The following is a 24,355-nucleotide window of genomic DNA, read 5'->3' as shown; positions in this document are numbered from 1 at the left end:
TCCTTGCTGTTTTTCCTGGTACATTCTTCCTGTTGTTCGCTTATTTCCGTGAAGCCGCAACGCTTCCCGACCTGTGCTTATAGAACCGGGAAAAGGGGTTTTAGGGTCGGATAACAGCCTCCTTGGTTAAGGGTATTCGCCACGAGGACCGGCAACGCCTGGCGGTTCCCGCCCGCAACATCACACCGGCCGAGCCCGGTATGGCTCAGGGCGCCAATGCCCTGGCCGCCACTTGCTGCTGATAATACAGGCGGAAACGCCGCAAGCGACTTGCCAACGCCCCGGCGCGATCGGCGTCGGCCAGGAACCGCCGCTCGACGTCCGGCTTACGACACACCACGGATTCATCGCCCCCCGCCGCCAGCCAGCCCAGACGCGCGGCGCCCAGGGCGCCTCCGGCCGCGCCGTCCCGATGGGTAACCACCGGGATGTTGAGCACATCGGCAATCAGTTGCGCCCACCAAGGGCTTCTCGCGCCGCCGCCTATCAGGGAAAACTGTTCGATATGGCTACCCGCCTGTTTCATCACGGCCAACCCGTCGTCCAGGCCGAACGCCACGCCTTCCAGCACGGCATAGGCCAGCGCCGCGCGTTCGGTTGAATGGTTCAGTCCGTGGAAAGCACCGCTGGCCAGCGGATCGTTATGCGGTGTGCGCTCCCCAGACAAGTAGGGCAAAAATATCGGCGCCCGCGCCCGTTGCTCCGCCCCCAACGCGGCCACTTCCGCCAGTAAGGCGGTTTCATTGGTGCCCAGTAGCTGGCATAGCCAACGCAAGGCGCTCGCGGCGGTAAGCATGACGCTCATTTGGTGCCAGCGCCCCGGCAGGGCATGGCAGAAAGCATGGACCGCCGATGCGGGATTGGGCCGAAAACGCGCATTGACGGCGAAAATGACGCCGGAGGTGCCAAGGGAGATAAAAGCGTCGCCGTCATTCACCGCGCCGATGCCCACGGCGCTGGCGGCGTTGTCGCCCCCGCCGCCGGCGATCACGACCGATTCCGGCAAACCCCATGACCGGGCAACCTCGCGATTCAGACAAGCGGAGGGCGCCGAGCCTTCCACCAGCGACGGCATGTTGTCCCGGCTCAGGCCGCAGGCCGCCAGAAGGGCGTCGGACCAGTCCCGTTTAGCGACATCCAGCCACAACGTGCCGGCCGCATCGGACATATCGGAGACTTTCTCGCCGCTCATCCGCAAACGCAGATAATCCTTGGGCAGCAGTACGCTACGTACCGCGGCGAAAATTTCCGGTTCGTGGGCGGCCACCCACAACAATTTCGGCGCGGTGAATCCCGGCATGGCCAGATTTCCGGCGATGTCGTGCAACTCAGGCGCCAGGCGCGTCAATTGCTCGCACTCTTGCGCGCAGCGGGTGTCGTTCCATAAAATGGCCGGCCGCAAAACCCGGTCCTGTTCATCAAGCAACACCGCACCGTGCATTTGTCCGGACAAACCAATGGCGCGAATAGCCGGCCACAGCGCCGGATGCGCCGCTCTGAGGCGGCCGATGGCCAAATTGGTCGCCGACCACCACTGCGCCGGATCCTGTTCCGACCACTGCGGGAAAGGCCGCTGCACCGTCAACGGTTCCCCTTCGCCGGCCACCCGTCTTCCCGTATCGTCGATGATGACGACCTTGACCTCCGAAGTGCCTAAATCTATACCGAGATACATAATGGATCCCTTTGATTAATGCGCGGCGGTTAGCGGCGTGTTGGCGGCGGCCCACTGATCGATGCGGGCGATGGTTTCCCGCAGCAATTTTTCGAAGTCCCGATCGGCGGCCAAGGGACCAAACATTTTGCTGTCGCGGGCATAGACGCCCACCGGATCGGCGGCGTTAAACATCGCATGGGCCGCGGCGGCATCCAGGATGCCGTCCTGGTAGGCATAGGGCAACGTGCCTTCATGCCAGCGACGCATAAACACAAAGAACAACGCCGGTAAGACCGCGGTGGCCTTCGGCGTTTGGCCGCGCCGGTAGCACTCTAGCAGCGTCGGCGTGATAAAGCCGGGTATCTTGGAGAAACCATCGGCGGCGACCCGTTGATTGGTGTCGCGGATATAGGGATTGCTGAAGCGGTCCAATACCACATCGCGATATTGGGCCAGATCGAGCGGGCTGGGGGTAAGGCTGGGAATCACATCCTGGGTGACATAATCGTAGGCCATTTTCCGGATGGAATCAGTGCCGGTGCTTTCATGAATATAGGATTGCCCGATGAGCGTGCCGGCCCAGGCGATACAGCTGTGGCTGGCGTTAAGGATCCGGATTTTGGCCTCTTCGTAAGGCACGACGCTTGCGACCATTTCCACGCCGACCGTCTCGAGGGCCGGCCGGCCGGCGGCAAAGTTATCCTCGACCACCCACTGGATAAAGGATTCGCCCATCACCGGCACCTTATCGTCCATCTTAAGCGCCTGTTTGACGCGGCCGGCGATATCCGGCGAGGGACGAGGCGTGATCCGGTCCACCATGGTATTGGGCGTGGACACGTGTTCCGGTAGCCAGGACAAAAGCGCCTTCTCGCCGCGCAGCGTCAAAAACTCGATCAGGCCATCGTGGAAACGTTCGCCGTTGTGACGGACATTATCGCAACTGAGCAAGGTGACGCTACCGGCGCCTTGCTGGCGCCGGGTCTCAAGGATACGGGCGATGGCGCCGTAAATGGTACGGGCGCCGCCCTTAAGATCCGCCAGTAAATCCCCATTGTTCTGATCGAGTTTAAAATGGGTGTCCAGGTAGTAACCACCTTCGGTTACGGTGAACGCGATGACGCGGGTTTCCGCGGCGGCGCCTTGCGCGATAAGCGCGGTCAGTTCCGCGTCCCAAGGTATGATTTTGCGAATGGAGGTGATTTTTTCATATTGTCGCTCGCCGGCCGGTGTAACGGTTTCCAGGGCGTACTCGCCCTTTTGCGCCGCCAGCGCCTCCAAAAGCGGATTGGCGTCGTCGCGGATATTGCCCAGGGCGATGCCCCAGCGTGGGTCCCCTTGCTTGAGCAACCGATGCAGATACCAGGCCTGGTGCGCGCGATGAAATGAGCCAGCGCCGATATGCATCCAGATAAGAGGGTTTGGGGTGGACATAGTCTATCGTACCTCGCTTGCGGTAAATGAGCATAAGCCCAAAAAATGAGTAATTGCCTAGATGGAAAGCTTAATTGAATAATAGCCCACTTAATGAGCTTTAGCTCACATATCAAAAATGACCGATTTACGCGACGCGCCGCCGCCGCTATATTTCATTCACAGCTAAATATTGAGTATGATCAATGAGTAAAAGCTATCGAAAACTGGATCAGGCCGCACGGGCCGCCTGGATGTATTACGTCGCGGGCAAAACGCAACATGAAATCGCCGATGTGCTCGGGGTATCCCGCCAGGCGGCCCAGCGGTTGGTGGCCCTGGCGTCGGAAAGCGGCCTGGTGCGGGTGAATATCACCCATCCGGTGGCCGACTGCACCGCGTTGTCGGCGCGGCTGGCAAAGCGATTCGACTTAACGGTATGCCAGGTCGTGCCGTCCGGCGGCATGGACACGGCCAGCATAAACAGCATGATCGCGGTGGCCGGCGCCGAGGTGATGATGCAATTTATTGAGCAGGAGAGTCCGCAGATTATCGCGCTGGGGTCCGGACGGGCGCTGCGTTCCACCATCAATAAGCTGCCGCCGGTGGACCGTCCCCAGCACAGTTGCGTATCCATGATCGGCGCCATCGCCTCAGACGGTTCCTGCACCCGTTACGACGTGCCGTTATGGATGGCGGAAAAGACCCAGGGCCGCTATTTTATCCTGCCGGCCCCCTTGTTCGCCGACAGTCTGGCCGACCGGGATTTGTGGTGCAACCATCGCATTTACCGCATGGTGACCGAAAAGGCCGCGCAGGCCGACGTCACGTTTATCGGCATCGGCCAGATGAACGATCAGGGTCCGCTGCTTACCGACGGGTTTATCACCGCCGAGGATGTGGCCAGGCTGACCGAAGCCGGGGTGGTGGCGGAGATCACCGGCCATTTTATCGGCCGGGACGGCGCCCGGGTTATCAGCGATTTGGACGGTCGCCTGACCAGCGTCGATATTCGGCCGCGCCCTGAAAAACCGGTTATCGCCTTTGCCGGCGGCCGAGAGAAATTCCAGTCCGTCCAGGCGGTCCTCGCCGGCGGCTGGATCAATGGTCTGGTGACCGATGAAGACACCGCCGTGGGGCTACTTAGCGAATGATCCCGGGGGTGGGGCCAGCGGGTAACGGACCGGCCGCGCCTTCACGCGGGTCAACGTCGGCGGGCCCGCTTGCTCAACGTCCTTTGGATAACTTATTAACATGGCGAAAATGGCGGATGAATTGATTGGCGAATCATGGTGTGATACAACCCTTTTTCTTTACTTATCCGGACTCGACCCATGTCAGATATGATGCTTGATTCCGTTTGCGCCGCTTCCCGCCGTCTGGTTAGGGAAATGGATATGATCAGCACGGCCAAGACTTTTATGGGCCTTAGCCCTTATGTCGTTCGTAATCTTAATGAAATCGGCAACTATCATGAAATCACATCTGCGGCCTTGAGCGATACGCTGGGGCTGGATAAATCCAGCGCCAGCCGAATGGTGAGAAAATATTTGTCCGCCGGCCTGTTGTGTCAGGCGGGCAGCGGCAAGGATAAACGCGCCAGACCCATCTGTTTGTCCACCAAGAGCCGGCGCGCCTTGGCGTCCATTAATGCTTATACCCGCAGCCAGATGGCCGGCGCCCTGAAAAAATTATCCGCCGGGGATCAGATACGGGTACGCAACGGCCTGTCGCTCTGCGCCGCCGCGTTACAGGCCCATCGCATTAACCGGGTCTCGGCCGCCATTCCGGCTTCCAACATTGTCTTCGGCTATCGGCCGGGCGCGTTGGGCCGGATAGTCGCCCTGCACGCCGATTATTACGCCCGGGCCTTTAATTTTGGCGCTTTTTTTGAAAGCCGGATGGCCAACGACATTGCGGCGTTCGTCAACCGCCTTACCCATCCCCGTAATGGATTATGGCTGGCGCTGGAGTCGGGGGATGTCATCGGCGCCATCGCCATTGATAGCCAGGATCTGACCTCCGGCCGCGCCCATTTGCGTTGGTTCATTGTGGCGGACGGCCGGCGCGGCTTCGGCATCGGCAGACAATTGCTCGCCGCCGCCTTGACGTTTTGCGACAGAATGGGGTTCGCCGAAACCGAATTATGGACGTATCGGGGATTGGAAGCCGCGCGCCGACTGTATGAAGAGGCCGGCTACGTTCTTGTCAAAGAGTGCGTCAACTGGCAGGGAGGCCAGGAAATGCTGGAACAGTGCTATATCCGTTCCATTGCGCCGCTGGCGACCAACGTGGCAAAGTGAAACGGTGGATCCCGGTCAGCGCCGGACGTGCATTTCCCTCCACGCCCATCGCGGGGATGCGGCGCCGGCGCCAAAATTTTCCCCTTCCGGACCACATTTTCCCCTTGCCTATTTGCCTTTCCGGTCCGCCAAAGAGTATAAAATCAAGCATTGATCACATTTTGACACCATCAACCGAAAAGGTCTGAGTATGAAAATAGTGAATCGAGTCTTGCTGACCAACGATGACGGTTTCGACGCGCCCGGTCTGGAACTGCTGGCCGAAGCCGCGCATGAGATTGCCGAAGAGGTATGGATTGTGGCGCCGTCCCAAGATAAAAGCGGCGTCGCTAATTCCTTGAGCATGCGCGAACCGGTACGCGTGGTCAAAAAAGGCCAGCGCCGCTACGCGGTTTACGGCACGCCGGCGGACTGCGCGGCTTACGCCATTCGTCAGGCGTTGGCGGATATGCCGCCGGATCTGGTGCTCTCGGGCATCAACAACGGCTCGAACTTGGGGTTCGAAACCCTGCTGTCCGGCACGGTGGGCGCGGCCACCACGGGTATGTTGCTCGGTATTCCCTCCATCGCCCTTAGCCAAAATCATGACCCGGACGTGCCGGTCAATTGGGACTGCGCCCGTCGCCATACGGTCGGCACCCTGCGCCATCTGTTGCAGCACCGCTGGGATCCCCAGGTATGCCTCAACGTGAATTTTCCCGATGTGGCGGCCGACAAAGTCAAGGGAATCCGCGTTACCGCGCAGGGTATGGGCAAAGTGGACGGATTAACCGTCGACGCCACCCGCGATCCCCACGGCGAGGATTATTTTTGGGTCCGGGTGCAACACGGCAGACTGGATCGGCCGTCCAATAGCGAACTTAAATATAACGAAGAAGGCTATATCACTGTCACGCCGCTGACGTTTGAACGCACCCATCCGCGCGAATATCAACGTTTGAGCAGTCTTTACGGCGAAGATTATTAAAGAGTTGCAACATCGCAACATACCGTCCGGCGGCGGATTCGCCGGCGGCCATGCCGCGGACCTTTAGCCATTCCCCGCGCCATCGCCCAGCGAAATGCAGCGACCCATGGCCCGCTCAGGCGGCGTCGCCGGCTTCCAGCGTCCGTCCGCGGTGGCGCCACACATCCTGGAAACGCCGCAAGATCAATGCCGGCCACTCCGGTTCGGCGGCGGCGCTCACCGCCGGCAGCCGTTCCCGCGCCCCTGGATGGCGGCTGTGGCGCAGGCAACTGACCATCAGCGCCTGGTTGAACTCGGGGTGGAATTGCAGGGAATAGGCGTAGGGACCATAGCGCAGAATTTGACACGCATCCTGCGATGAGCAGGCAAGCACCCGCGCCTGTGCCGGTGGGCACACAACGGTCTGCCGATGAGACAACCAGGCGGTGAATTGCCTGGGCAAGCCGAAAAACAAGGGGTCGGCTTCCTCCTGGCCAATCATCTGGACCTGCTGCAACCCGCCTTCCCAGCCATGCGGGTTATCCGCCACCGTGCCGCCGAGGGCATAGGCGATCAATTGATGTCCGTAGCAAACCCCCAGCAGGGGAATGGCCCGCTGGTGAATCTCGCGGACCCAGACGGCGGTCATTTCGCTCCACGGCGCATGATCAGTGACCATCGACCAGGAGCCGGTAATAATGACGGCCGACAGGTTGCCGGGATCGGGCAGGGCATCGCCGCGATACGGGCGAATTAAAATAAACTCCCGCATTTGCAGGCCCAATTTACTGACAAACCACTGATATTGTTTCCCCACTTCGGCGGCGACGGCGGCCGGGGGCTCCCCCATCTGGACAATGACCAGCGGCGAGTCAATGGGTATATCCATTATTGCATCAATTCCCGTTTCCCTATTAATTGGCCGGACTATTATGCTCGCGCCGCGGACTTTTCGTCCAGCGCGAACCGATTTTTTTCATTCAATTTTCCTCTACTCTAAATAATTCAAGTCGCATCGCGGCGGCAAGTAAGTGTGCCCCGGAAGCATGGCTGGCGAGGTGACTGGGATGAGCGAATGCAGCCAACAAAGGGGCAACGTGAAGTATGGCGAGTATAAATAACACATGCCGGGGACACGCCGCCGCCATTGGTATTATGCCGATACCATTTACCCGAGTGATAACGGTGCCTATTGCATCCGGGGGTAGTTTGCATTTTTTGCGCTGTCGGCGCATATTTTCAATGAGACAGTTTTTGTCGGAATTCATTAAAGAGTAAAATAAGCTTAAGGGAATCCGACAGGCCAGACATTGCCTGGCGGTCGCCGCGACCGGCGTCACCCTGTTTCGCCATACGGCGCGCAGTGCCACGGGGGCGAAACAGGGCGCTCGATCGGGAATGTTCCCGCTGTATTCACGCGGCTCCGCGTGCCTCCTTTGCCGGCCGCGGCCGCGTTCGCCGTCCCAGTCGCACCGCGGGCGATCAGCGGCTCGAAAAACCTTATGAAAAATAGTGAAATCACAAGGGTTGCATACGCTGGATAATTCACGCTGCATCGCAAAGGGCATCACCAAGAGACAACGCGATGTATACGCTAAATACGTCAAGTCGCATCGCGACGGCAAGTGAGCGACAAATTCGTCGGGAACGAATTTGAACCGCCTACGGCGAGCCTCCGGTGAGAGACAGGATGTCTCTCATGCCTCCCCAGGCGCAGTGATCACTATGTGACCGGGGCGGGTGAACGCAGCCAACAAAGAGGCAGCTTGATGTATGACGGGTATATACCCGCGGGCATAGCATTTATGCACTAAGGCATCAGGACCCGATTGCCGATAGGTTCGCTATAGATGCCCTCCATTTAAGAAACGGGTAACGATATAATGACAAATTTATTCAATCAGGAAAACGCGCTGGCGATCGGGGCGAAGATAAAGATGTCTTTATCATTGCTGAATACCACCGAGCGGGGAATTGCCGAGTGGCTTATCACTAAAGGCAATGTCGGCCGGGAAACCAGCATCAGATATGTCGCGCTGTCGCTGAATGTCTCGGAACCCTTGATAGTAAAGGTCGCCAAAAAACTGGGTTATACGGGATTTCGGGAGTTACGCCAGGCATTGTGGTCGTATTTTCTGTCGCTGCCTTTCGATAAAGAACAGGAAATCGCCGAGCATGACAGTATCGAAACGGTTATGGACAAAATATTTAACAACGCCATCCATTCCCTAAAAGAGGCTCGCTCCATCGCCGATCCGGCGGTAATAAACCAGGCGTCCCGCTGGATATATTCGGCCCGACAGGTATTGATATTCGGCATTGGCGGATCGGCCGCCGTGGGTATGGATTTTGAGCAGAAGCTGTTGCAGATCGGTATCCAGGGCCATACTTATAATGATTATCATTTGATGTTGATGGCCGCTTGCCAGGTTTCAGACCAAGACGTGATCATCGTGATTTCCCAATCCGGCGATACGCCTGAACTTTTACAAGGGGTGGAAGTGGCTAAAAATCGCGGAGCCAAAATCATTTGCATTACCAACGATAATGTTTCTCCTCTCTCGCAAAAGGCCGATCTTTCCATATTCAGCCCGACCCGCAGCGGTACCTTGCTCGAACAAAACGCTGTGGCGCGCATAATTCAGCTCAATTTGCTGGATACCTTGTTTATCGCGACCGTTTTACAGGACTTTCATGGCGCCACGGAAAAACTGGAACGCAGTATCGAGACGGTCAAGTCTTTCCAGAGTAAATAATTCTCCCTTGGCGGCGGGACGGGCGCCAGGAAATTACCGGCGTTGCGTTTTTAGCGCAGCGTTTAGGCGGACTATCATTGCATTGCAATGACATGCATTTGCATCGCGTTGCCAAGAGATGAGGCACCGCCGGTTAATCCGTTTAATACCGTCTATTTCCGTCGAGGCTCCTTGGAATTTGCATGACTGTTCCTATTATATTCCAAATAATTCAGGTCATATCGTGGCGACGGGAGGCGACAAATTCACCGGGAACGAATTTACATCGCCCATGGCGGATCTTTGGTAAGAAACTGGATGTTCTTCATACCCATCCGGTGGTATGGATAACTCGGTGACTGGGGCAAGCGCGCGCGGCCAATAAACAGGCAATTTGAAGTTAGTTTAGAGTATAGCTAAATGTAGGGTCATTTCAATACTGCTTGATAATTGATTTGCGCGTAAGTTAGAAGTACCATGTCGGCTGAACGGAATATCTTTTTTCTAAATTCATTGGAGGAATATGCCAATATCATCATTATGCCAGCAACGATTGGCTATCGGTAATCATGCAAATGTTAAATATAAGAAAAATAATAACGACTGCCAACCAATATCATATTTGACAAGGGAATGCCGCGCGCAAAAAAAAGGAAAACAACTCTATCAATTATGCCAGGCCGCCAATATTTCCCCCTCGGTCGAGAAAAACAAACCACTTCCCCCCAAAGCGGCGGCCGTACTCTCCGCGCTTACGCTTCTTTCCGCGTTCGCGCCGGCGCGTGGCGCCATAAACCCGACCGGCGGCAAAACTTTCGCGGGGGCGACGCATGTAGAGGGGAACGCTACCCGTGTCGCCGGCGGATATCCGCCGGCGGCATTCTGGGCCGATAACGGCATTACCGCGCCGCCTGATCCATGCGGCTTTCCAAGACGGCGGGATCGAATGGCGCTCTGTCCGCTTTCCGGCCATGGCGCCGGCCGGCCGCCTCTACGGCCAGTGAGAACGGCCGCGTCCCATCCCTCGGCCGGGAAATCCGGGCTTTCCGCCGCCGCCGCCAAACGCGCGCGACGCCACGAACCCGCGCTGGCGGCCGCGGAACGGGACACAACTGACGCCTTCGCCGGCGTCAATGGCAAAGTGGCCCGTTTTTTTTTCAATCGCACCGGCGATGACCGCTATCGCATCGACCCCTCGCCTTCCCTATTGGTGAAATCGACTCTCCGTCTTCTGCGGGAAGAAAACGCGGACATCGACAGCCTGGCGGAAACCCTCACGTCGCCGGAAACCCGCCAGCCCGGAGTCGCCATGCCGTATTCGCGGCCGGCGGGTAAAGTGGCCGTATACCGCTGGCTAAACGTCAATATCTTCGGCGAAAGTCTCTCGGATTTCATCATCATGACCATCGCCCGGCATCAGTACCAAAACCCGGATGTGCTGGCCTTTCTTGCAGGACGCGTCCAGATCGCCCTGCTCCAATTTTTCGGCGAAGACACACCACAGGACGGACAGGATGATATCCGGTTCGTCAAAGAACATGTCGTTACGATGGAATATCCCTTGCTGGCCGCCACCGCGCATTGGCCGGTCGACACCCATGATCTGGAATGGATGGATGTCCACGCCGGTCTCGCGTTCGCCAATGTCCTGGGCGGTCTGCAACCGCCGCCCACCGATCAGGAGGCCGCCGCGCTGGGACGCATGATCTTTCTGCAATGGAAAGAACAGGCGGTGCCGGTACACTGGATCAGCTTTTTTTATCTACCCGCCATGATCCGCCATGCCATGCAAAACCCGCATGCCCTGTTGGAATGGCGCGTCACCAGGAACGCCACTCTTGAAGTCAAGGCCATGCGGGAATTGCAGGCGATAAAAGACCGGTACGAAGAAGAACGCGATCCATTAATGATATTCAACCGATCTTTGCAGTATTACCGCACGCGAACCGAATTTTGCAAAACACTGGCGGTGTGCCCCAGCGCGTATCTCGACAAACTCTTTTTCGAACAGAACCGTAAAATCGCCGCCCAGTTTTTTACCGTCGACCATATGTTACTGACGTTGCTGGCGGAGGCGCTTCCAACCATGGAACAGGATTTCATTCGTCACGCGTCCTTGGAGTTATTATCCTTCATTTTTCAAAAGGGCGGCGCGCGGCCCTATCTACCGGCTATCCTGCCCGCGGTCGACACGCACGATCACCTGGATATCATCGCCCCTTCGCCGCAGACCAATGTATTCAAAGCGTCGCAAGGCAATCAGGTCCGTATTTACGCTATCTCCGTCCAGGAAAACCAGTACCGCCTCCAGCGGATCGATGAAAATGCCGATTATTATCGCACCTTGGTCGGCGAGGCGGATAAAGCGCGTCTGGATGAGACTTATGCGCTGAAACTGTTGCCGCACGACGATACGCTGCCGCCGGCGCAAACCGACCGGCTTGCGGATCTCATCACCTTCCTCGCCACGCGAAATCGGGACAGGCTGCTCCATCAATTGAACGAGTATGGCTACCAGCGAACCTCGGCGGAAAAAATTGAAGATTTCTTCTTGTCCGTCATTCCCTTTTACAGTTGCGTCACCGCATCGCGACAAGGCCGTAAAGCAGAAGCGGCATTGACCTGCACGGCTGATGCCCTGGCGTTCGTTCCGTTATTGGGGCACAGCTTCCGGCTGTCTTTGCAAATGAGCCGCGCGCTGGCGACGGGGGGCAAGGTGGCGCTCGCCGGCATGCGCGGGGCGATGCTGGCCGAACTGCCGCTGAGAAAAGCCATCGCCGACGCGGGCAGGCAATTCATCCGCTACGGTATTGCGCGGGCGGCGGATGAGATGAGCCTCAGGGAATGGCTGCGTTTTGGCCTGGGGCTGCGCCAGGCGCTCGATCCCGGCATTGAATCGATGTATACCCTTGGCCGATCGTCCGCGACCCAGGCCCTTGCCCTGGGACAGGCCCTGTTCCATCGTCTGCCGGCGTTGAAAACCGCGCTGCCCAAGCTGAGCAAGCCGGAACTGTTCGCCAGGCTGCCGGCCGAGCGCCAGGGCGATATCATTATCGCGGCAACGGGGAAAAGACGGTTGCTGGCGATAAAACTGGACGGCGATCGCTGGCGGGAACAAAACGTCTATATGGCGCTGACGCCGGAACACACGGGTGTTTACGGTCCTAAATATATCCTTGAGGAAAACCGCCTGGTCAGGGTACCGACCGATATTGCCGCCGGATTGCGCCTGTCCTGGCCGCCGCATCGCCACGACCCGTCGGATATTAGAAGAATGTATGCGGTTTATCCCCGCTCGGACAGCCGTAGCGCGGCGCCACCGGTACCCATGGCCGTGGGTTTGGCCAGTGACTGGCAACCGTTCACCGATTTCATGCCGATATACCTGAAGTTGTATCAACCTCATCGTAAGATCGCCATAATGGTGGAATATGAGTTGTTCGAGGCTTTTTACGGCAAACCTTACATCAAGGTTCGCGGTCTGAACAAAAACCGCGCCATCGTGAGCTACCCCTACCTGGCCGATGCCCAGGTTAAGGTTACGCAAGCTTTTACGGCCGGCTTGGCTATCATGGAAACGGCGTTGGATTATCTGCGGGGCGCCGCCCAGCAAGCCGGTCGAAAGTTCTGGCTTGACGCCTATTTCGCCGAGGCGCTGGGCATCTCGAACCTGGAGATCATCGATAAAGCCACCACGAGACTTGCCCATGTGCTGGAAAGAGCCATAGCGCTACAGGAGCACCTGCATCGTAATACTGTTATCGTGTCCTCTCTAAGGACCGCCGACAGCGCCGGCAATTATCCGTCCACATTGAACGGGCATGAACTGTGTTATGGCGATTTGGGATTCGTGATCCCCGGCGATCCCCAACAAAGGATTTTCATCATTGCCGATCGGGTGGAACGGGGCTACACGCTACATCAGGACGAACTGGTTCATACCGTGTTGCATGAAATCTCCCATCTGGCCGCCGGCACGGACGATACAATGCTGATTGATACCATCACCTTAAGTCATGGCAGTCCGCAAACCCCTTTGATGCAATTTGAAAATGCCATGGCGAACCGTATTCTTGATCTGGCGCATGTGAAAAAAAACCTCAATACCCTGTTGTTACGGCCCGCCGGCAATATTATCGACGACGAGACCATTTACCGGGCGCTGGCGAACGACGATATGTTCAAAGCGAACGTCATGATGATGAATGCGGACAATGTCGTTAAATACATCCTGGATATTGCCGCCGAACGGCGCGGACGTCTCAAACGCGCCACAACCGCCGGGCCAAAGGACGCCCTGCTCATCCAACTGCTGTTGACGCTTATCTTTGATCAGAAGTCCTAGGCGCCCCGACGGACCATGCCCGATCTGTTTTTTCGATCGTATTGGCGTATGACATCATGCGCCATCCGGGGCCGGCGCTCGGCAAAACTGCCTGGGCTTCCCTTGTGTGGCGAAAACAGCCGGCGCGGATGCCATAAAAAAACGCCGACGGAACAGTCAAATTCCGTCGGCGTTTTTCAATGCATGCCCGCCAGGGCGGCTATCATGCCGGGCCTTACGGCGAATACGCTTATTGGTAGAGTTCCGCCGTGCCGTGCATCAGGTTATTTCCCGTGATGGAAGTGACACGGAAAGATTTGGCGCCGGACTGGCTGGCTTTTTCCGCCAACTGGTTTTCCACGGAGGTGATATCGTGGCCGCCGCTGGTGCTGATAACGCCGACCTGCCGTTGGTTGGCCGGGGCGGCGTTTACTTGCAGGGCGGCAAAGCTCCCGAATGGCAAAGTGGTCAGTGCGATGGCGGCGATGGTATATTTCAGGTTTTTCATAACAAATACGCTCTTTAGGTTATTATTCATAGAGATTATTAATTTATTAACGATCGATAAACAAATGATAGACACCTTGACCGCCAGGGTCAAGAATTTTTATTAATCATCGTTAATTAAATAATTAACCTGTTGTCATTCCTGAATAAATGACCCCCAAATTTTTTGGTCCGCTGGCGGGGCGCTGCCCAAGCTAACCCGGGCAGCGTTATGGGCGGGGCAAGACGCCGGCAACCCGTCTCAAGCGGCGGCGCTAATAAAGGCCGGTACGTCAGGGGCGGGTCAACCGCTTGAGCAAGTCGATGGCGGTGGCCAACTGTTCGCGCTCATGGGGGGCGAAACGCTCGATAACGGCATGATACAACCAGTCTTCCCTCGCTTCCCGGCTCGACTTCAGTAACGCGCGGCAGCCCTCGGTCAGAAAGAGCAAAGTCTGGCGGCCGTCGGACGGATCCGGCGCGCCGGCAATCAGGCCCGCCGCTTCCAGGGACGCCACGGTGGCGCCCATCGACTGCGGACGCATGCCTTCGGCGCGGGCCAGGGCGGTCACTGTGGCCGGTCCTTCCCGTTCAAGACGTAAAATTACCGCTTTTTGCGACAAGGTATAATCACCGGGATGGGATTGTTCCCGCAGCCGCCGTCCCAGATTGCCGATAAGCAAGCGTAGCTCTACCGCCATGGCGAAAAGACCCGCATCCGGGTCGCGCTGGGAATCGTTCATAGCATGCCTGTATGCCTTTGGCTCAATATAGCGGCACTTTAGCAAATTACCGCCGCCGCGCAAAACATCGTCCCGCTGACGCGGCGGGCCGCCATGACAAGTATTGCCGCGAATGTCTGGACTTTTGTCTCTTGAGCAATGAAAATGATACGCATTTATAATTAATAATAGGGATGCTGATGATATGTTCGGCGCGACGTTTCGCAGTAGGGTCTTGTTTTCTCTGGGCGCGATTGTCCTGCTAACGCTATCTCACAGAGGCAACGCCGCTGATTGGCCCCGCCGGATCGCCGGCACGCGCGGCGATATCGTTTTGCAACAGGCGCCGAAACGCATCCTGTCCACCAGCGTGACGCTCACGGGGACCTTGCTGGCCATTGATGCGCCGGTCATCGCCAGCGGCGCCACCACCCCGAACAATGCCGTTGCCGACCAGCTGGGTTTTTTACGTCAATGGGGAGATGTGGCGCGTCAGCGCGGCGTTAAGCGGCTTTATATCGGCGAACCGGACGCCGAGGCCATTGCCGGCGAAGCGCCTGATCTGATTGTCATGTCGGCCACCGGCGGTGATTCCGCCCTGCGTCTTTACCCTCAACTGTCGGCCATCGCGCCGGTGCTGGTGCTGAATTACGACAACCAGAGCTGGCAGCAGTTAGCGGTCGTGCTGGGACGGGCCACCGGCCACGAAACGCAGGCGGCGCACATCGTCGATGCGTTCGATGTCCGTGTGCGGACGCTCGGCCAACGGTTGGCGTCGCCGCCGCAACCCGTGTCCGCACTGGTCTATTTGCGCGATGGCAAAGGCGCCAATCTTTGGACCGCCGACTCGCCCCAGGGGCGTTTGCTGGCGCAACTGGGCTTTTCCCTGGCCAAACCCCCCGCGAATCTGTCAACCGGACACAGCATGGGGCAACGCCGGGATATTCTGCAATTGTCCGGCGAGAATCTGGCCGACGGGCTAAACGGCCGCACATTGCTGTTGTTCGCCGCTGAAAAGGCGGATGCGGACGCGCTGCGGGCCAACCCGTTCCTGGCCCATTTGCCGGCAGTACGCGACGGACAGGTCTTCGCCCTGGGTCGGGATACTTTCCGGCTCGATTACTTTAGTGCGTCCAATGTGTTGACGCGTCTGGAAAAATTGTTCTCGCGCCCATGATCGCCCGCTACCCGCTAGTGAAAATCGGTCTGTTATGCCTGCTGCTCGCCTTGCTGCTGGCCTTAAGCCTGCTGGTGGGCGCAAAAAACCTGCCCGCCGCCACGGTTATCCATGCGCTGTCGCATACCTGCCGCGATGCGGATTGCGTTATCGTCCTTGACGCCCGTCTGCCCAGGACCCTGGCCGGCTTACTGGCCGGCGTCGCGCTGGGATTGGCCGGCTCGCTGATGCAAACGCTGACCGGCAACCCCCTGGCGGATCCCGGTATTCTTGGCGTCAATGCCGGCGCCGGTTTCGCCATGGTGCTGGGTACCGCCTTTTTCGGCGCCGTTACAGCCACTGATTTCCTCTGGTTCGCCTTAATCGGCGCGCTAATCGCGGCATTTTTGGTGACGGTGATAGGCGCGGCGGGCGGCGGACGGGTGAATCCCGTGCGACTGACCTTGGCGGGCATAGCCCTGGGCGCGGTGCTGGAAGGCGTCGCCTCGGGCATCGCCCTGCTTAATCCGCTGATTTATGACAGCTTGCGTTTCTGGCAGGCCGGCTCGCTGGATATTCGCAGCATGGCGGCGGTAAAAACCGCCGCTGGCCCAATTTTGCTTGGAACACTGCTGGCCTTGGGATTGGCCCGCGGATTGAATACTCTGGCCATGGGCCACGAGACGGCCGCCGGACTCGGCTCCCGGGTGGGGATGACGCAAATCGCCGGCGTGGCGGCCATTACGCTATTATGCGGCGGCGCCACCGCCCTGGCGGGACCCATCGCGTTTATCGGTTTGATGATGCCTCCCGTGGCGCGCCGGCTGGTCGGCAGTGATCACCGGCGGCAATTGCCCTGTGTCTTATTGTTAACGCCGTCGCTGTTGCTGGCCGGCGATATCGCCGGTCGCGTGATGGTGCCGGGAGAACTGCGCGTATCGGTGGTGACGGCGTTTTTGGGCGCGCCATTTGTGATCATCCTGATGCGCCGTCACCGGAGCCTGCAAGCCTTATGAACCGACCGTCCCCCTTACGGATACGGCGGCCATTGGCCGGCGGTTTTTTGGCGCTCTGCTGCCTGGCGATGGCGGTGACGGCGCTCGGCACCGGCTCGCTTTCCCTTGACGCCGCGCATGTTCTCGCGGCGCTAAGCGGGTTGGCGCCGGAGCCGATCCAGACCGTGGTCGTTCAGTGGCGGCTGCCGCGCGTGGCCGCCGCGCTCATGTTGGGCGCCGCCCTTGGCGTCAGCGGCGGCATATTTCAATCCCTGCTGCGCAATCCCCTCGGTAGCCCGGACGTGCTGGGCTTCAACACCGGCGCCCACAGCGGTGTGTTGTTGGCCATCGTGGCGTTGGGCGGCGATGACGCCGCGCTCCCGCCGGCCGCGCTGGCCGGCGGCGGCCTGACCGCCCTCGCCGTCTTTCTGCTGGCCTGGCGCGACGGTATCCACACCTTGCGGTTGATTATCGTCGGCATCGCCGTGCGCGCGTTGCTGGTCGCCCTGAATACCTGGCTCATCATCAGCGCGTCGCTGGAATCGGCGATGACCGCCGGCTTGTGGAGCGCCGGCTCGCTTAACGGCATGACCTGGGCCAAATGCCTGCCGGCGGCGCTCATGATCCTGCCGGCGCTGCTGCTGACATCCTGGCTGGTCCGGCCTATGCGGCTTATGGAAATGGGCGAGGACGCCGCCCGCGCCCTGGGCGTTTCCGTGGAGCGTTCGCGTTTTGGCCTGATTCTGGCGGCCGTGGCGCTAACGGCCGCGGCTACCGCCGCCGCCGGTCCGATATCCTTTGTCGCCCTGGCGGCGCCCCAGATCGCCCGTCGTCTGTCGGCCAGCCAAACCCCCTCGCTGACATTGGCCGCCCTGACCGGAGCGCTGGTGCTCCTGGCGGCCGATCTGGCGTCCCGGCGGTTATTTACGCCCTATCAGCTCCCTGTGGGGGTCGTTACCGTGTCTCTCGGCGGCCTCTATCTCATTGCCCTGCTCATACGGGAGACCCGCGCGAGATGAGTCCTGAAAACACGCCACCCTCCCGCCTGGGCGCGGAACATGTCACTCTCGGCTACGCAAAAAAGATTATTGCCCGAGATTTGTCATTGTCCATTCCCGACGGGGAACTGACCGTCATCATCGGTCCCAACGCCTGTGGCAAATCCACTTTATTGCGTGCGCTCGCCCGGCTGCTGCGCCCCGAGCAGGGACAAGTAAGGCTTGATGGCCGGGAGATCAGCCATTATCGCACCAAGGAAGTGGCCCGCAGGCTGGGTCTGTTGCCGCAGAACCCCACCGCGCCGGGAGATATTTTGGTGGGAGACTTGGTGGCGCGGGGACGTTATCCCCACCAGTCGCCATTGGGTCGTTGGAATGCCCGGGACGAAGCGGCGGTTCGCCATGCGATGCGCGCCACCGGTATCGAGGCGCTGGAACGGTTGCCGGTGGATACCCTTTCCGGCGGCCAGCGCCAGCGGGTCTGGATCGCCATGGCGCTGGCCCAGCAAACCCCGCTACTGTTGCTGGATGAACCCACTACATGGCTGGATATCGCCCATCAAATCGACTTACTGGAGTTGTTGCGGCATCTCAACCGCCGCGACGGCCATACGCTGGTGGTGGTTTTGCACGACTTGAACCATGCCTGCCGCTACGCCACCCATTTGGTGGCCATGCGCGAGGGCGCCATTGTCGCGCAAGGCGCGCCGGCGGATATCGTCACCGCCGAGCTGGTGGAGCAGGTATTCGGATTGCGCTGCGTGATCATTGAGGATCCGGTGGCGCATACCCCCATGGTCGTACCGCTGGGCCGCGAAAAATATCAGCCGCTTGTTTTCCCCGTTGACGGGGCGCCGAAGGGCGCCGGATAACAGCAGGCGCCCTTCGGCGTCACGCCGGTCCATAGCGCGACCAGTCCGTCCAGCAGCCCGCCACGCCAGCATAAAGCGTCATGGCCGCCCTCTATGCGCCGATAGACGATACGCCGGGCATAAGGCGCCAGCAACGCCACCAGCCGTTGATTGACGCCATCGATCAACGGCTCGCGGATGCCGGCTTCAATATACAAATGCAAGGCGCGGCCGGCGGCCGGGTCCCTTTCCAGTTGCCGCAACAGTTCGCCGCCATGGCCCGGCCGCGGGTCGGAAAGCGGGTCGCGATCAGGCCACCAGAACGATCCTGATTGGCTTAGGGCCAGACCGAACGTCCGCGGCCACTGCAAAGCGGCGTATACCGCCGACAAGCCGCCGAAACTCTGGCCGGCCACCACCGTGGCGGCGGGATCGGCGTGGTAGGGCGCCCAGACCGCCAGCCGTGGCAGCAGTTCCTCCTGCACCGCCAGCCAGAAATCGGCATTACAGGGCAATTCCCGGCCGCGCCGTTCGTTATCAAGACTGTCTATCAAAAGATACACCGCCTCCGGTAGCCGCCCCTGTCGGGTCAAAGCGGCGAGCGGCGCGGCAATGGGCATCTGCTCGCGCCAGAACCGTCCATCCAGCAATAGGGCCAGCGGCCGGCGTTCAGGTCGGTTTGCGCCGGTGACCAGAACCCAGACATCCCGGCTGTTGCCCAGACGCCGGCTGCGCCAGCGAAACCGCCGCACTGCGGTTGGCGGCGGCGGATCCTTTATCACGCCTTGCGCCATATCGACTTCGCGCCAGGGGGTTTGCGGCGGCGCCAGCGGCATATGCAACCCGGACAGGGCATGTCCGCGCGCGCCAATCCAGGGGCGTAACGGATTAACAGGATCGTGAACCGCGCCGGCCAGTCTCGCCCGCCACCATTCCCGCCCGGCGGCGGGCGACGTGACGACCGGATCCCCCCGCTCGGGGATAAAACAATAGCTGCCGCGCCAGGCGGGGTTTAGCGCCACGCCTCCATGCCAAACATCACTGCCCGGCAAACGCGCCAGACTTTGCGGCGCGCCGCCCTGGTGATGGTCGGTCAGACCATTGATGTTCAGCCATACCCGGCGGACATCCGAAGTGTGTTCGTTCCCCCGCGGGTCGCGCCAAAGAAACGTCGCCCGGTAGCCGCCCTCCCGGTTTTCGCTGAGCAAAGGGGTGCCTTGCCGGGCGACCTCGCGCCACCATTCCGGACTGCCCGCATCCGCTCGCGACATCAGATCTGGCTCGCTCATTTTGCCTCGCAAAAGATAAAAACAAATAATATTGATAATTATTTCTATTTGCAATAATGTGTAAAGCTTCTCGCGCGCTGACGTCTTTTTATCGTCAAGACGGCAGATTGCCCATGAGAAAAATTTTTTCGGCCATGAGGGCCGCTATGGGGCTGAGTCAGCTTATTTTGCTGATTTTCAAGACTTATTAACAATAAAAAAGCCGCATCGCCACCGCGCACGCCAGCATTGTGCGGCGAAAGCGACGGCGAAACCGGGATGCAACATGACGAAATTATCACACTATTCTTCAGCGATCCTGCTGGGTTTGGCATTGACCGCCGCCGCCAAGGCCGCTTCTGACACTACCGCAGACACTGAACACGCCGGGCGACAGAATGCGGCAGGCGAAACCATTGTGGTGACCGCCGCACAACAAAACCTCCAGGCGCCCGGGGTTTCCACCATCAGCGCCGATGAAATCCGTAAACGGCCGCCGGCCCGGGATTTGTCCGAAATTATCCGCACCATGCCCGGCGTCAACCTCACCGGCAACTCCACCAGCGGTCAGCGCGGCAATAATCGGCAAATCGATATCCGCGGCATGGGACCGGAAAACACCCTGGTGCTTATCGACGGCCTGCCCGTCACCAGCCGTAACTCGGTGCGCCAGGGCTGGCGCGGGGAGCGGGATACCCGCGGCGATACCGCCTGGGTGCCGCCGGAAATGATCGATCATATCGATGTGCTGCGCGGCCCGGCCGCCGCGCGCTACGGCAACGGCGCCGCCGGCGGGGTGATCAACATCATCACCAAAAAAGACACCCGGCAATGGCACGGGTCATGGAACACCTATTTCAATGCGCCGCAGCACAAAGATGAAGGCGCCACTAAACGCACCAATTTCAGCCTTGAGGGGCCGCTTAACGACCTGTTCAGCTTCCGTTTGTTCGGCGGTCTGAGCAAGACCCAGGCCGACGCCTGGGACATCAACCAAGGCCATCAGTCGCTGCGAACCGGCACATATGCCGACACCCTGCCGGCCGGCCGTGAAGGCGTTATCGATAAAAATATCGACGCCCTGCTGAAATGGAATGTCGCGCCGGGACAAACCCTGGAGTTTGAAACCGCCTACTCGCGCCAGGGGAACCTCTACGCGGGCGATACCCAGAACACCAACACCAGCCAGCTGGTACGGGATAACTACGGCAAGGAAACCAATGTCATCTATCGGCAGACACAGGCAATGACTTACCGCGGCTACTGGGACAACGGCGTCAGCACGCTCAATTACCTGCAACTGGAACGCACTCGCAATAGCCGCATGGACGAAGGGCTGGCCGGCGGCACCGAGGGGATATTTTCCGACGAAAATTTTTCCACCATTACGCTAGACAGTCTGTTGGCGCACAGCGAAATCAGCGTGCCGTTCGATCTGTGGGTCAACCAGACCGCCACTTTCGGCGCCGAATGGAATCAACAGAAAATGAAAGATCCGGCATCCAACACCCAAACTTTCCTGGGCGGAAGCGTGCCGGGCCTGGAAAGCACCGGCCGTAGCCCGTATGCGTCGGCGGAAATTTTTTCGCTGTTTACCGACGATAATATCGAATTGACCGAGACCACCATGCTGGTGCCGGGCCTGCGTTTCGACCACCATTCCATCGTTGGCGACAACTGGAGCCCGTCGCTGAACCTGTCTCAGGGATTATGGGACGATTTCACATTGAAAATGGGCATCGCGCGCGCCTACAAGGCGCCGAGCCTGTACCAGACCAACCCCAACTACCTGCTCTACAGCCGCGGCCAGGGCTGCGCGGCCAGCACCGGCGGCTGTTATCTGCTGGGCAACCGCGATCTGAAAGCGGAAACCAGCATCAACAAGGAAATCGGTTTGGAATACAAGCACGATGGCTATCAGGCGGGCGTGACGTATTTTCGCAATGACTACCGCAACAAGATTGAAGCGGGTTACCTACCCACCGGCACGACCACCAACGGCGCTTCCGATATCTATCAATGGGAGAACGTACCCAAAGCCGTGGTTCAGGGATTGGAGGGGACGCTGAATATACCGGTGACCCGGACGGTGACCTGGAGTAACAACGTGACATACATGATTGAAAGTAAAAACAAGGAAACCGGCGACTACCTGTCTATCATTCCCAAGTATACCCTGAACTCCACCCTGAGCTGGCAAGCGCGGGATAACCTGTCGCTGCAATCCACGTTAGCCTGGTATGGGCGACAGAAACCGAAAAAGTACAATTATAAAGGCGAGCCGGCCACCGGCAGTGAAACCCGGCAAGTCAGTCCCTATGCCGTGGTCGGCCTGAGCGGCACCTACGACATCAACACATACGCCAGCGTCACGCTGGGCATTGATAACCTGTTCGACAAGCGCCAGTTCCGGGCGGGCAATGCGCAAACCACCGGCAACGCGACCACCGGCGCCTACATGTATGGCGCCGGCGCCGCCACCTATAACGAACCGGGCCGGACATTCTATATGAGCCTGAATACCCACTTCTGACATCCCGGTGGGGCCAGGGGACTTATCCAAAGCGACGACGGGCGCGCCGCCGCTTTTCAGCCTGCCTTACCGGGGCGTCTCCCAAGGGGCGGCGGCCATGGCCGCCACCGTGACCGACTCGCCGCCGCAGGCCCGCGTTTGGACGGGGTCGCGCAACTTGTGCGCCATAGGGCCTTGCCCCCGCATCGCGGCCAACACCTGTTCCGCAACGGCCAGTACCCGATGGCATTGTTCAAGCGTGATGGTCAGCGGCGGCTCTATGCGGATGGTTTTGGCATTGTTCAGCGTGCCGGCCACCAAAACATGCTGCCGAAACATTCCCTGGGCGAAGGCATAACCGATATCGTTGCGCCGGAACGCCAACGCCTGCATCAATCCCTTGCCGCGCGCTTCCACCAACAATTCCGGATAGGCGGCGGCCAGCCGAACCAGTCCCGCCAGCAAGACCTGGCCTTTCCGGGCGGCCTGGGCCGGCAGATTTTCCTTGAGCAGCACATTGAGCGTCGCCAGCGCCGCGGCGCAGGCCAGCGGATTGCCGCCAAAGGTGGTGGTGTGCAGGAACGGATTATCGAACAGCACGGAAAAGACCTCTTCGGTGGCCACCGCCGCGCCGATGGGCATGACGCCGCCGCCCAAGGCTTTGGCGAGACACAGGATATCCGGCCGCACGTCCTCGTGCTCACAGGCGAACATTTTACCGGTGCGGCCCAGCCCGGTCTGAACCTCATCCAGGATCAATAAGGCGCCCACTTCGTCGCACAACGCCCGGACGGACGGCAGATAGCCCTCGGGCGGCAAGATGACGCCGCCTTCCCCTTGGATGGGTTCCAGGATCACCGCCGCCACACCGTCGTTGTCGCGCCGCCGGTAAAGGGCTTCGCGCAACGCGGCGATATCGCCGAACGGCACATGTTCGAACCCCGGCAGCATCGGCATAAAGGGCCGGCGGAAGGCGGCCTTGGCGGTAGCCGCCAGAGCGCCCAGGGTTTTACCGTGAAAAGCGCCGGACGCGGCGATAAACGCGAATTTTCCTTTTGGCCCCTGATAGGCCTTGGCCAGTTTCAGGGCGGCTTCCACCGCTTCGGTGCCGCTGTTGGTAAAAAAGGAATATTTGAGTTCCCCCGGCGTGATAGCGGCCAGGGTTTTCGCCAGCAAGGCTCTTAAGGGATCCAGCAGTTCCTGGCTGTGCAGGGGTTGTTTCGCCAATTGGCGAGTAACGGCGGAAATAACGCTTGGATTACGGTGCCCCACGTTGAATATACCGAAACCGCCCAGGCAATCGATGTATTCCCGGCCCTGGGTATCGACCAGCGTATTCGGCCCGCTGGCCCGCCATTCTACGGCCCCGTAATCCCCGCCTACCGTGACTGATTTGCGATATGCCAAAAAGCCCGGGTTGACATGGTCCCTGAACGCATTTTTTACTTGTTCGTTCAGGTCAATCATTTCCTCTTGGCTGAGGGAGGTTTTTTCAATCCATTTTAAAGCCTGCTGAGTACACTCTAGCGGGGTGAGATGTTCGGCTGTTCTGGACAAAACGGACTCCTTGGAAGGGGATATCACATGATACCGTTCTGATCCTTGCAGTCGCCGGGCCAACGGTGACCCAAGACGATAATTTGACAGATTATGTCAATGGCCGGAGATAGAACAAAATAGAATAGGATAAAAACGGAATTTAAAAGAATTAAATTTTACCGCGAGGAAATAGCATTGGATATAAAAAAAACACGCACCAAACCGGGGCAATAAAATCCCTATTTTGGTGCGATTTGGCGGCGGGAAGCCGTTTTTTTCGCGATGATTTTATATCAGATAAGAGGCCGGCTAACAATATTTTTTTTGCCTTCACGGCCCAAACCTTGATGAAAAAGCATGTGAGCCGCCAACAACGAGGCAACGTGAAGTATGACGAGTCTATATGCATGGGGTGACCGCACGGATCCTCAATGGAAAAACATTTATCCA

Annotated in this window: 17 protein-coding genes; 10 read left to right on the top strand and 7 right to left on the bottom strand. The window is 58.9% G+C overall.

Going from position 1 to position 24,355, the window contains the following annotated elements:
* Positions 1-205: 205 nt before the first annotated feature.
* Both xylB and dalD read right to left on the bottom strand, forming a co-directional pair.
* A complete protein-coding gene (gene xylB, locus FCN80_RS11480; RefSeq protein ID WP_136990299.1) occupies positions 206-1,675 on the bottom strand; it encodes a xylulokinase in 1,470 nt (489 codons plus the stop codon).
* Between the two features lie 15 nt (positions 1,676-1,690).
* Positions 1,691-3,091 (bottom strand): D-arabinitol 4-dehydrogenase, encoded by a 1,401-nt coding sequence (gene dalD / locus FCN80_RS11475; RefSeq protein ID WP_136990298.1) that lies wholly within the window; start codon positions 3,089-3,091, stop codon positions 1,691-1,693.
* A gap of 185 nt (positions 3,092-3,276) precedes the next feature.
* On the opposite strand from dalD, the gene FCN80_RS11470 reads away from it, so the two are divergent.
* The 3 genes from FCN80_RS11470 to surE all read left to right on the top strand — a co-directional run bounded on the left by FCN80_RS11470 (position 3,277) and on the right by surE (position 6,340).
* Entirely contained in the window at positions 3,277-4,224 is a 948-nt protein-coding gene (locus FCN80_RS11470) for a sugar-binding transcriptional regulator (RefSeq protein WP_136990297.1), read from the top strand.
* A gap of 180 nt (positions 4,225-4,404) precedes the next feature.
* On the top strand, positions 4,405-5,373 hold the full coding sequence (locus FCN80_RS11465) for a helix-turn-helix domain-containing GNAT family N-acetyltransferase (RefSeq protein WP_136990296.1): 969 nt from the start codon (positions 4,405-4,407) through the stop codon (positions 5,371-5,373).
* 190 nt (positions 5,374-5,563) lie between these two features.
* Complete coding sequence (gene surE / locus FCN80_RS11460; protein WP_136990295.1) at positions 5,564-6,340, top strand: 5'/3'-nucleotidase SurE; 777 nt, start codon at positions 5,564-5,566, stop codon at positions 6,338-6,340.
* A 115-nt stretch (positions 6,341-6,455) separates the two neighbouring features.
* Here surE and FCN80_RS11455 read toward each other — a convergent pair whose 3' ends face one another.
* Positions 6,456-7,208 carry a glutamine amidotransferase gene (locus tag FCN80_RS11455; protein WP_230492619.1) on the bottom strand — a complete coding sequence of 251 codons (753 nt, stop codon included), beginning with the start codon at positions 7,206-7,208 and terminating at the stop codon, positions 6,456-6,458.
* Between the two features lie 994 nt (positions 7,209-8,202).
* Between FCN80_RS11455 and FCN80_RS11450 the strand changes: the two genes are divergently transcribed.
* Positions 8,203-9,075 carry an SIS domain-containing protein gene (locus tag FCN80_RS11450; RefSeq protein WP_136990294.1) on the top strand — a complete coding sequence of 291 codons (873 nt, stop codon included), beginning with the start codon at positions 8,203-8,205 and terminating at the stop codon, positions 9,073-9,075.
* A gap of 925 nt (positions 9,076-10,000) precedes the next feature.
* Positions 10,001-13,399, top strand: coding sequence for a hypothetical protein (locus FCN80_RS11445; RefSeq protein ID WP_136990293.1), 3,399 nt, complete (start codon positions 10,001-10,003; stop codon positions 13,397-13,399).
* Between the two features lie 229 nt (positions 13,400-13,628).
* Here the strand turns inward: FCN80_RS11445 and bhsA are convergent, their stop codons facing one another.
* Both bhsA and FCN80_RS11435 read right to left on the bottom strand, forming a co-directional pair.
* On the bottom strand, positions 13,629-13,886 hold the full coding sequence (gene bhsA, locus FCN80_RS11440) for a multiple stress resistance protein BhsA (protein WP_136990292.1): 258 nt from the start codon (positions 13,884-13,886) through the stop codon (positions 13,629-13,631).
* A 271-nt stretch (positions 13,887-14,157) separates the two neighbouring features.
* Entirely contained in the window at positions 14,158-14,607 is a 450-nt protein-coding gene (locus tag FCN80_RS11435) for a MarR family winged helix-turn-helix transcriptional regulator (protein ID WP_136990291.1), read from the bottom strand.
* 184 nt (positions 14,608-14,791) lie between these two features.
* Here FCN80_RS11435 and fepB point away from each other — a divergent pair, with 184 nt between their 5' ends.
* From fepB to FCN80_RS11415, 4 genes are read left to right on the top strand one after another with little or no spacing between them, the layout of a single operon-like run.
* Positions 14,792-15,763 (top strand): Fe2+-enterobactin ABC transporter substrate-binding protein, encoded by a 972-nt coding sequence (gene fepB, locus FCN80_RS11430; protein ID WP_136990290.1) that lies wholly within the window; start codon positions 14,792-14,794, stop codon positions 15,761-15,763.
* Entirely contained in the window at positions 15,760-16,758 is a 999-nt protein-coding gene (fepD, locus tag FCN80_RS11425) for a Fe(3+)-siderophore ABC transporter permease (RefSeq protein ID WP_136990289.1), read from the top strand. The genes fepB and fepD overlap by 4 nt, the downstream gene beginning before the upstream one ends.
* Positions 16,755-17,756, top strand: coding sequence for an iron-enterobactin ABC transporter permease (gene fepG / locus FCN80_RS26440; protein ID WP_170975372.1), 1,002 nt, complete (start codon positions 16,755-16,757; stop codon positions 17,754-17,756). The genes fepD and fepG overlap by 4 nt, the downstream gene beginning before the upstream one ends.
* Positions 17,753-18,607: an ATP-binding cassette domain-containing protein gene (locus FCN80_RS11415; RefSeq protein ID WP_170975371.1), complete on the top strand. Its 855-nt coding sequence runs from the start codon at positions 17,753-17,755 to the stop codon at positions 18,605-18,607. The genes fepG and FCN80_RS11415 overlap by 4 nt, the downstream gene beginning before the upstream one ends.
* Here the strand turns inward: FCN80_RS11415 and fes are convergent.
* The gene (gene fes, locus FCN80_RS11410) at positions 18,559-19,875 is read right to left on the bottom strand and encodes an enterochelin esterase (RefSeq protein ID WP_136990286.1); all 1,317 of its coding nucleotides are present in this window, start codon (positions 19,873-19,875) and stop codon (positions 18,559-18,561) included. The genes FCN80_RS11415 and fes overlap by 49 nt on opposite strands.
* A 265-nt stretch (positions 19,876-20,140) precedes the next feature.
* On the opposite strand from fes, the gene FCN80_RS11405 reads away from it, so the two are divergent.
* Positions 20,141-22,387, top strand: a complete 2,247-nt coding sequence (locus FCN80_RS11405; RefSeq protein ID WP_136990285.1) for a TonB-dependent siderophore receptor — start codon at positions 20,141-20,143, stop codon at positions 22,385-22,387.
* 66 nt (positions 22,388-22,453) lie between these two features.
* Here FCN80_RS11405 and ygjG read toward each other — a convergent pair whose 3' ends face one another.
* Positions 22,454-23,923 (bottom strand): putrescine aminotransferase, encoded by a 1,470-nt coding sequence (gene ygjG / locus FCN80_RS11400; protein WP_136990284.1) that lies wholly within the window; start codon positions 23,921-23,923, stop codon positions 22,454-22,456.
* Between the last annotated feature and the right edge of the window lie 432 nt (positions 23,924-24,355).

The sequence above is a fragment of the Martelella alba genome (genome assembly GCF_005217455.1).
In the GTDB taxonomy this organism is placed as follows: domain Bacteria; phylum Pseudomonadota; class Gammaproteobacteria; order Enterobacterales; family Enterobacteriaceae; genus Acerihabitans.
This window is presented reverse-complemented; position numbering and strand designations above follow the sequence as displayed.

Excerpts from the sequence above, each read along its gene's own strand:
- xylB (WP_136990299.1), bottom strand. The coding sequence starts at position 1,675 with ATGTATCTCGGTATAGATTTAGGCACTTCGGAGGTCAAGGTCGTCATC.
- dalD (WP_136990298.1), bottom strand. The coding sequence starts at position 3,091 with ATGTCCACCCCAAACCCTCTTATCTGGATGCATATCGGCGCTGGCTCA.
- FCN80_RS11470 (WP_136990297.1), top strand. The coding sequence starts at position 3,277 with ATGAGTAAAAGCTATCGAAAACTGGATCAGGCCGCACGGGCCGCCTGG.
- FCN80_RS11465 (WP_136990296.1), top strand. The coding sequence starts at position 4,405 with ATGTCAGATATGATGCTTGATTCCGTTTGCGCCGCTTCCCGCCGTCTG.
- surE (WP_136990295.1), top strand. The coding sequence starts at position 5,564 with ATGAAAATAGTGAATCGAGTCTTGCTGACCAACGATGACGGTTTCGAC.
- FCN80_RS11455 (WP_230492619.1), bottom strand. The coding sequence starts at position 7,208 with ATGGATATACCCATTGACTCGCCGCTGGTCATTGTCCAGATGGGGGAG.
- FCN80_RS11450 (WP_136990294.1), top strand. The coding sequence starts at position 8,203 with ATGACAAATTTATTCAATCAGGAAAACGCGCTGGCGATCGGGGCGAAG.
- FCN80_RS11445 (WP_136990293.1), top strand. The coding sequence starts at position 10,001 with ATGGCGCTCTGTCCGCTTTCCGGCCATGGCGCCGGCCGGCCGCCTCTA.
- bhsA (WP_136990292.1), bottom strand. The coding sequence starts at position 13,886 with ATGAAAAACCTGAAATATACCATCGCCGCCATCGCACTGACCACTTTG.
- FCN80_RS11435 (WP_136990291.1), bottom strand. The coding sequence starts at position 14,607 with ATGAACGATTCCCAGCGCGACCCGGATGCGGGTCTTTTCGCCATGGCG.
- fepB (WP_136990290.1), top strand. The coding sequence starts at position 14,792 with ATGTTCGGCGCGACGTTTCGCAGTAGGGTCTTGTTTTCTCTGGGCGCG.
- fepD (WP_136990289.1), top strand. The coding sequence starts at position 15,760 with ATGATCGCCCGCTACCCGCTAGTGAAAATCGGTCTGTTATGCCTGCTG.
- fepG (WP_170975372.1), top strand. The coding sequence starts at position 16,755 with ATGAACCGACCGTCCCCCTTACGGATACGGCGGCCATTGGCCGGCGGT.
- FCN80_RS11415 (WP_170975371.1), top strand. The coding sequence starts at position 17,753 with ATGAGTCCTGAAAACACGCCACCCTCCCGCCTGGGCGCGGAACATGTC.
- fes (WP_136990286.1), bottom strand. The coding sequence starts at position 19,875 with ATGAGCGAGCCAGATCTGATGTCGCGAGCGGATGCGGGCAGTCCGGAA.
- FCN80_RS11405 (WP_136990285.1), top strand. The coding sequence starts at position 20,141 with ATGACGAAATTATCACACTATTCTTCAGCGATCCTGCTGGGTTTGGCA.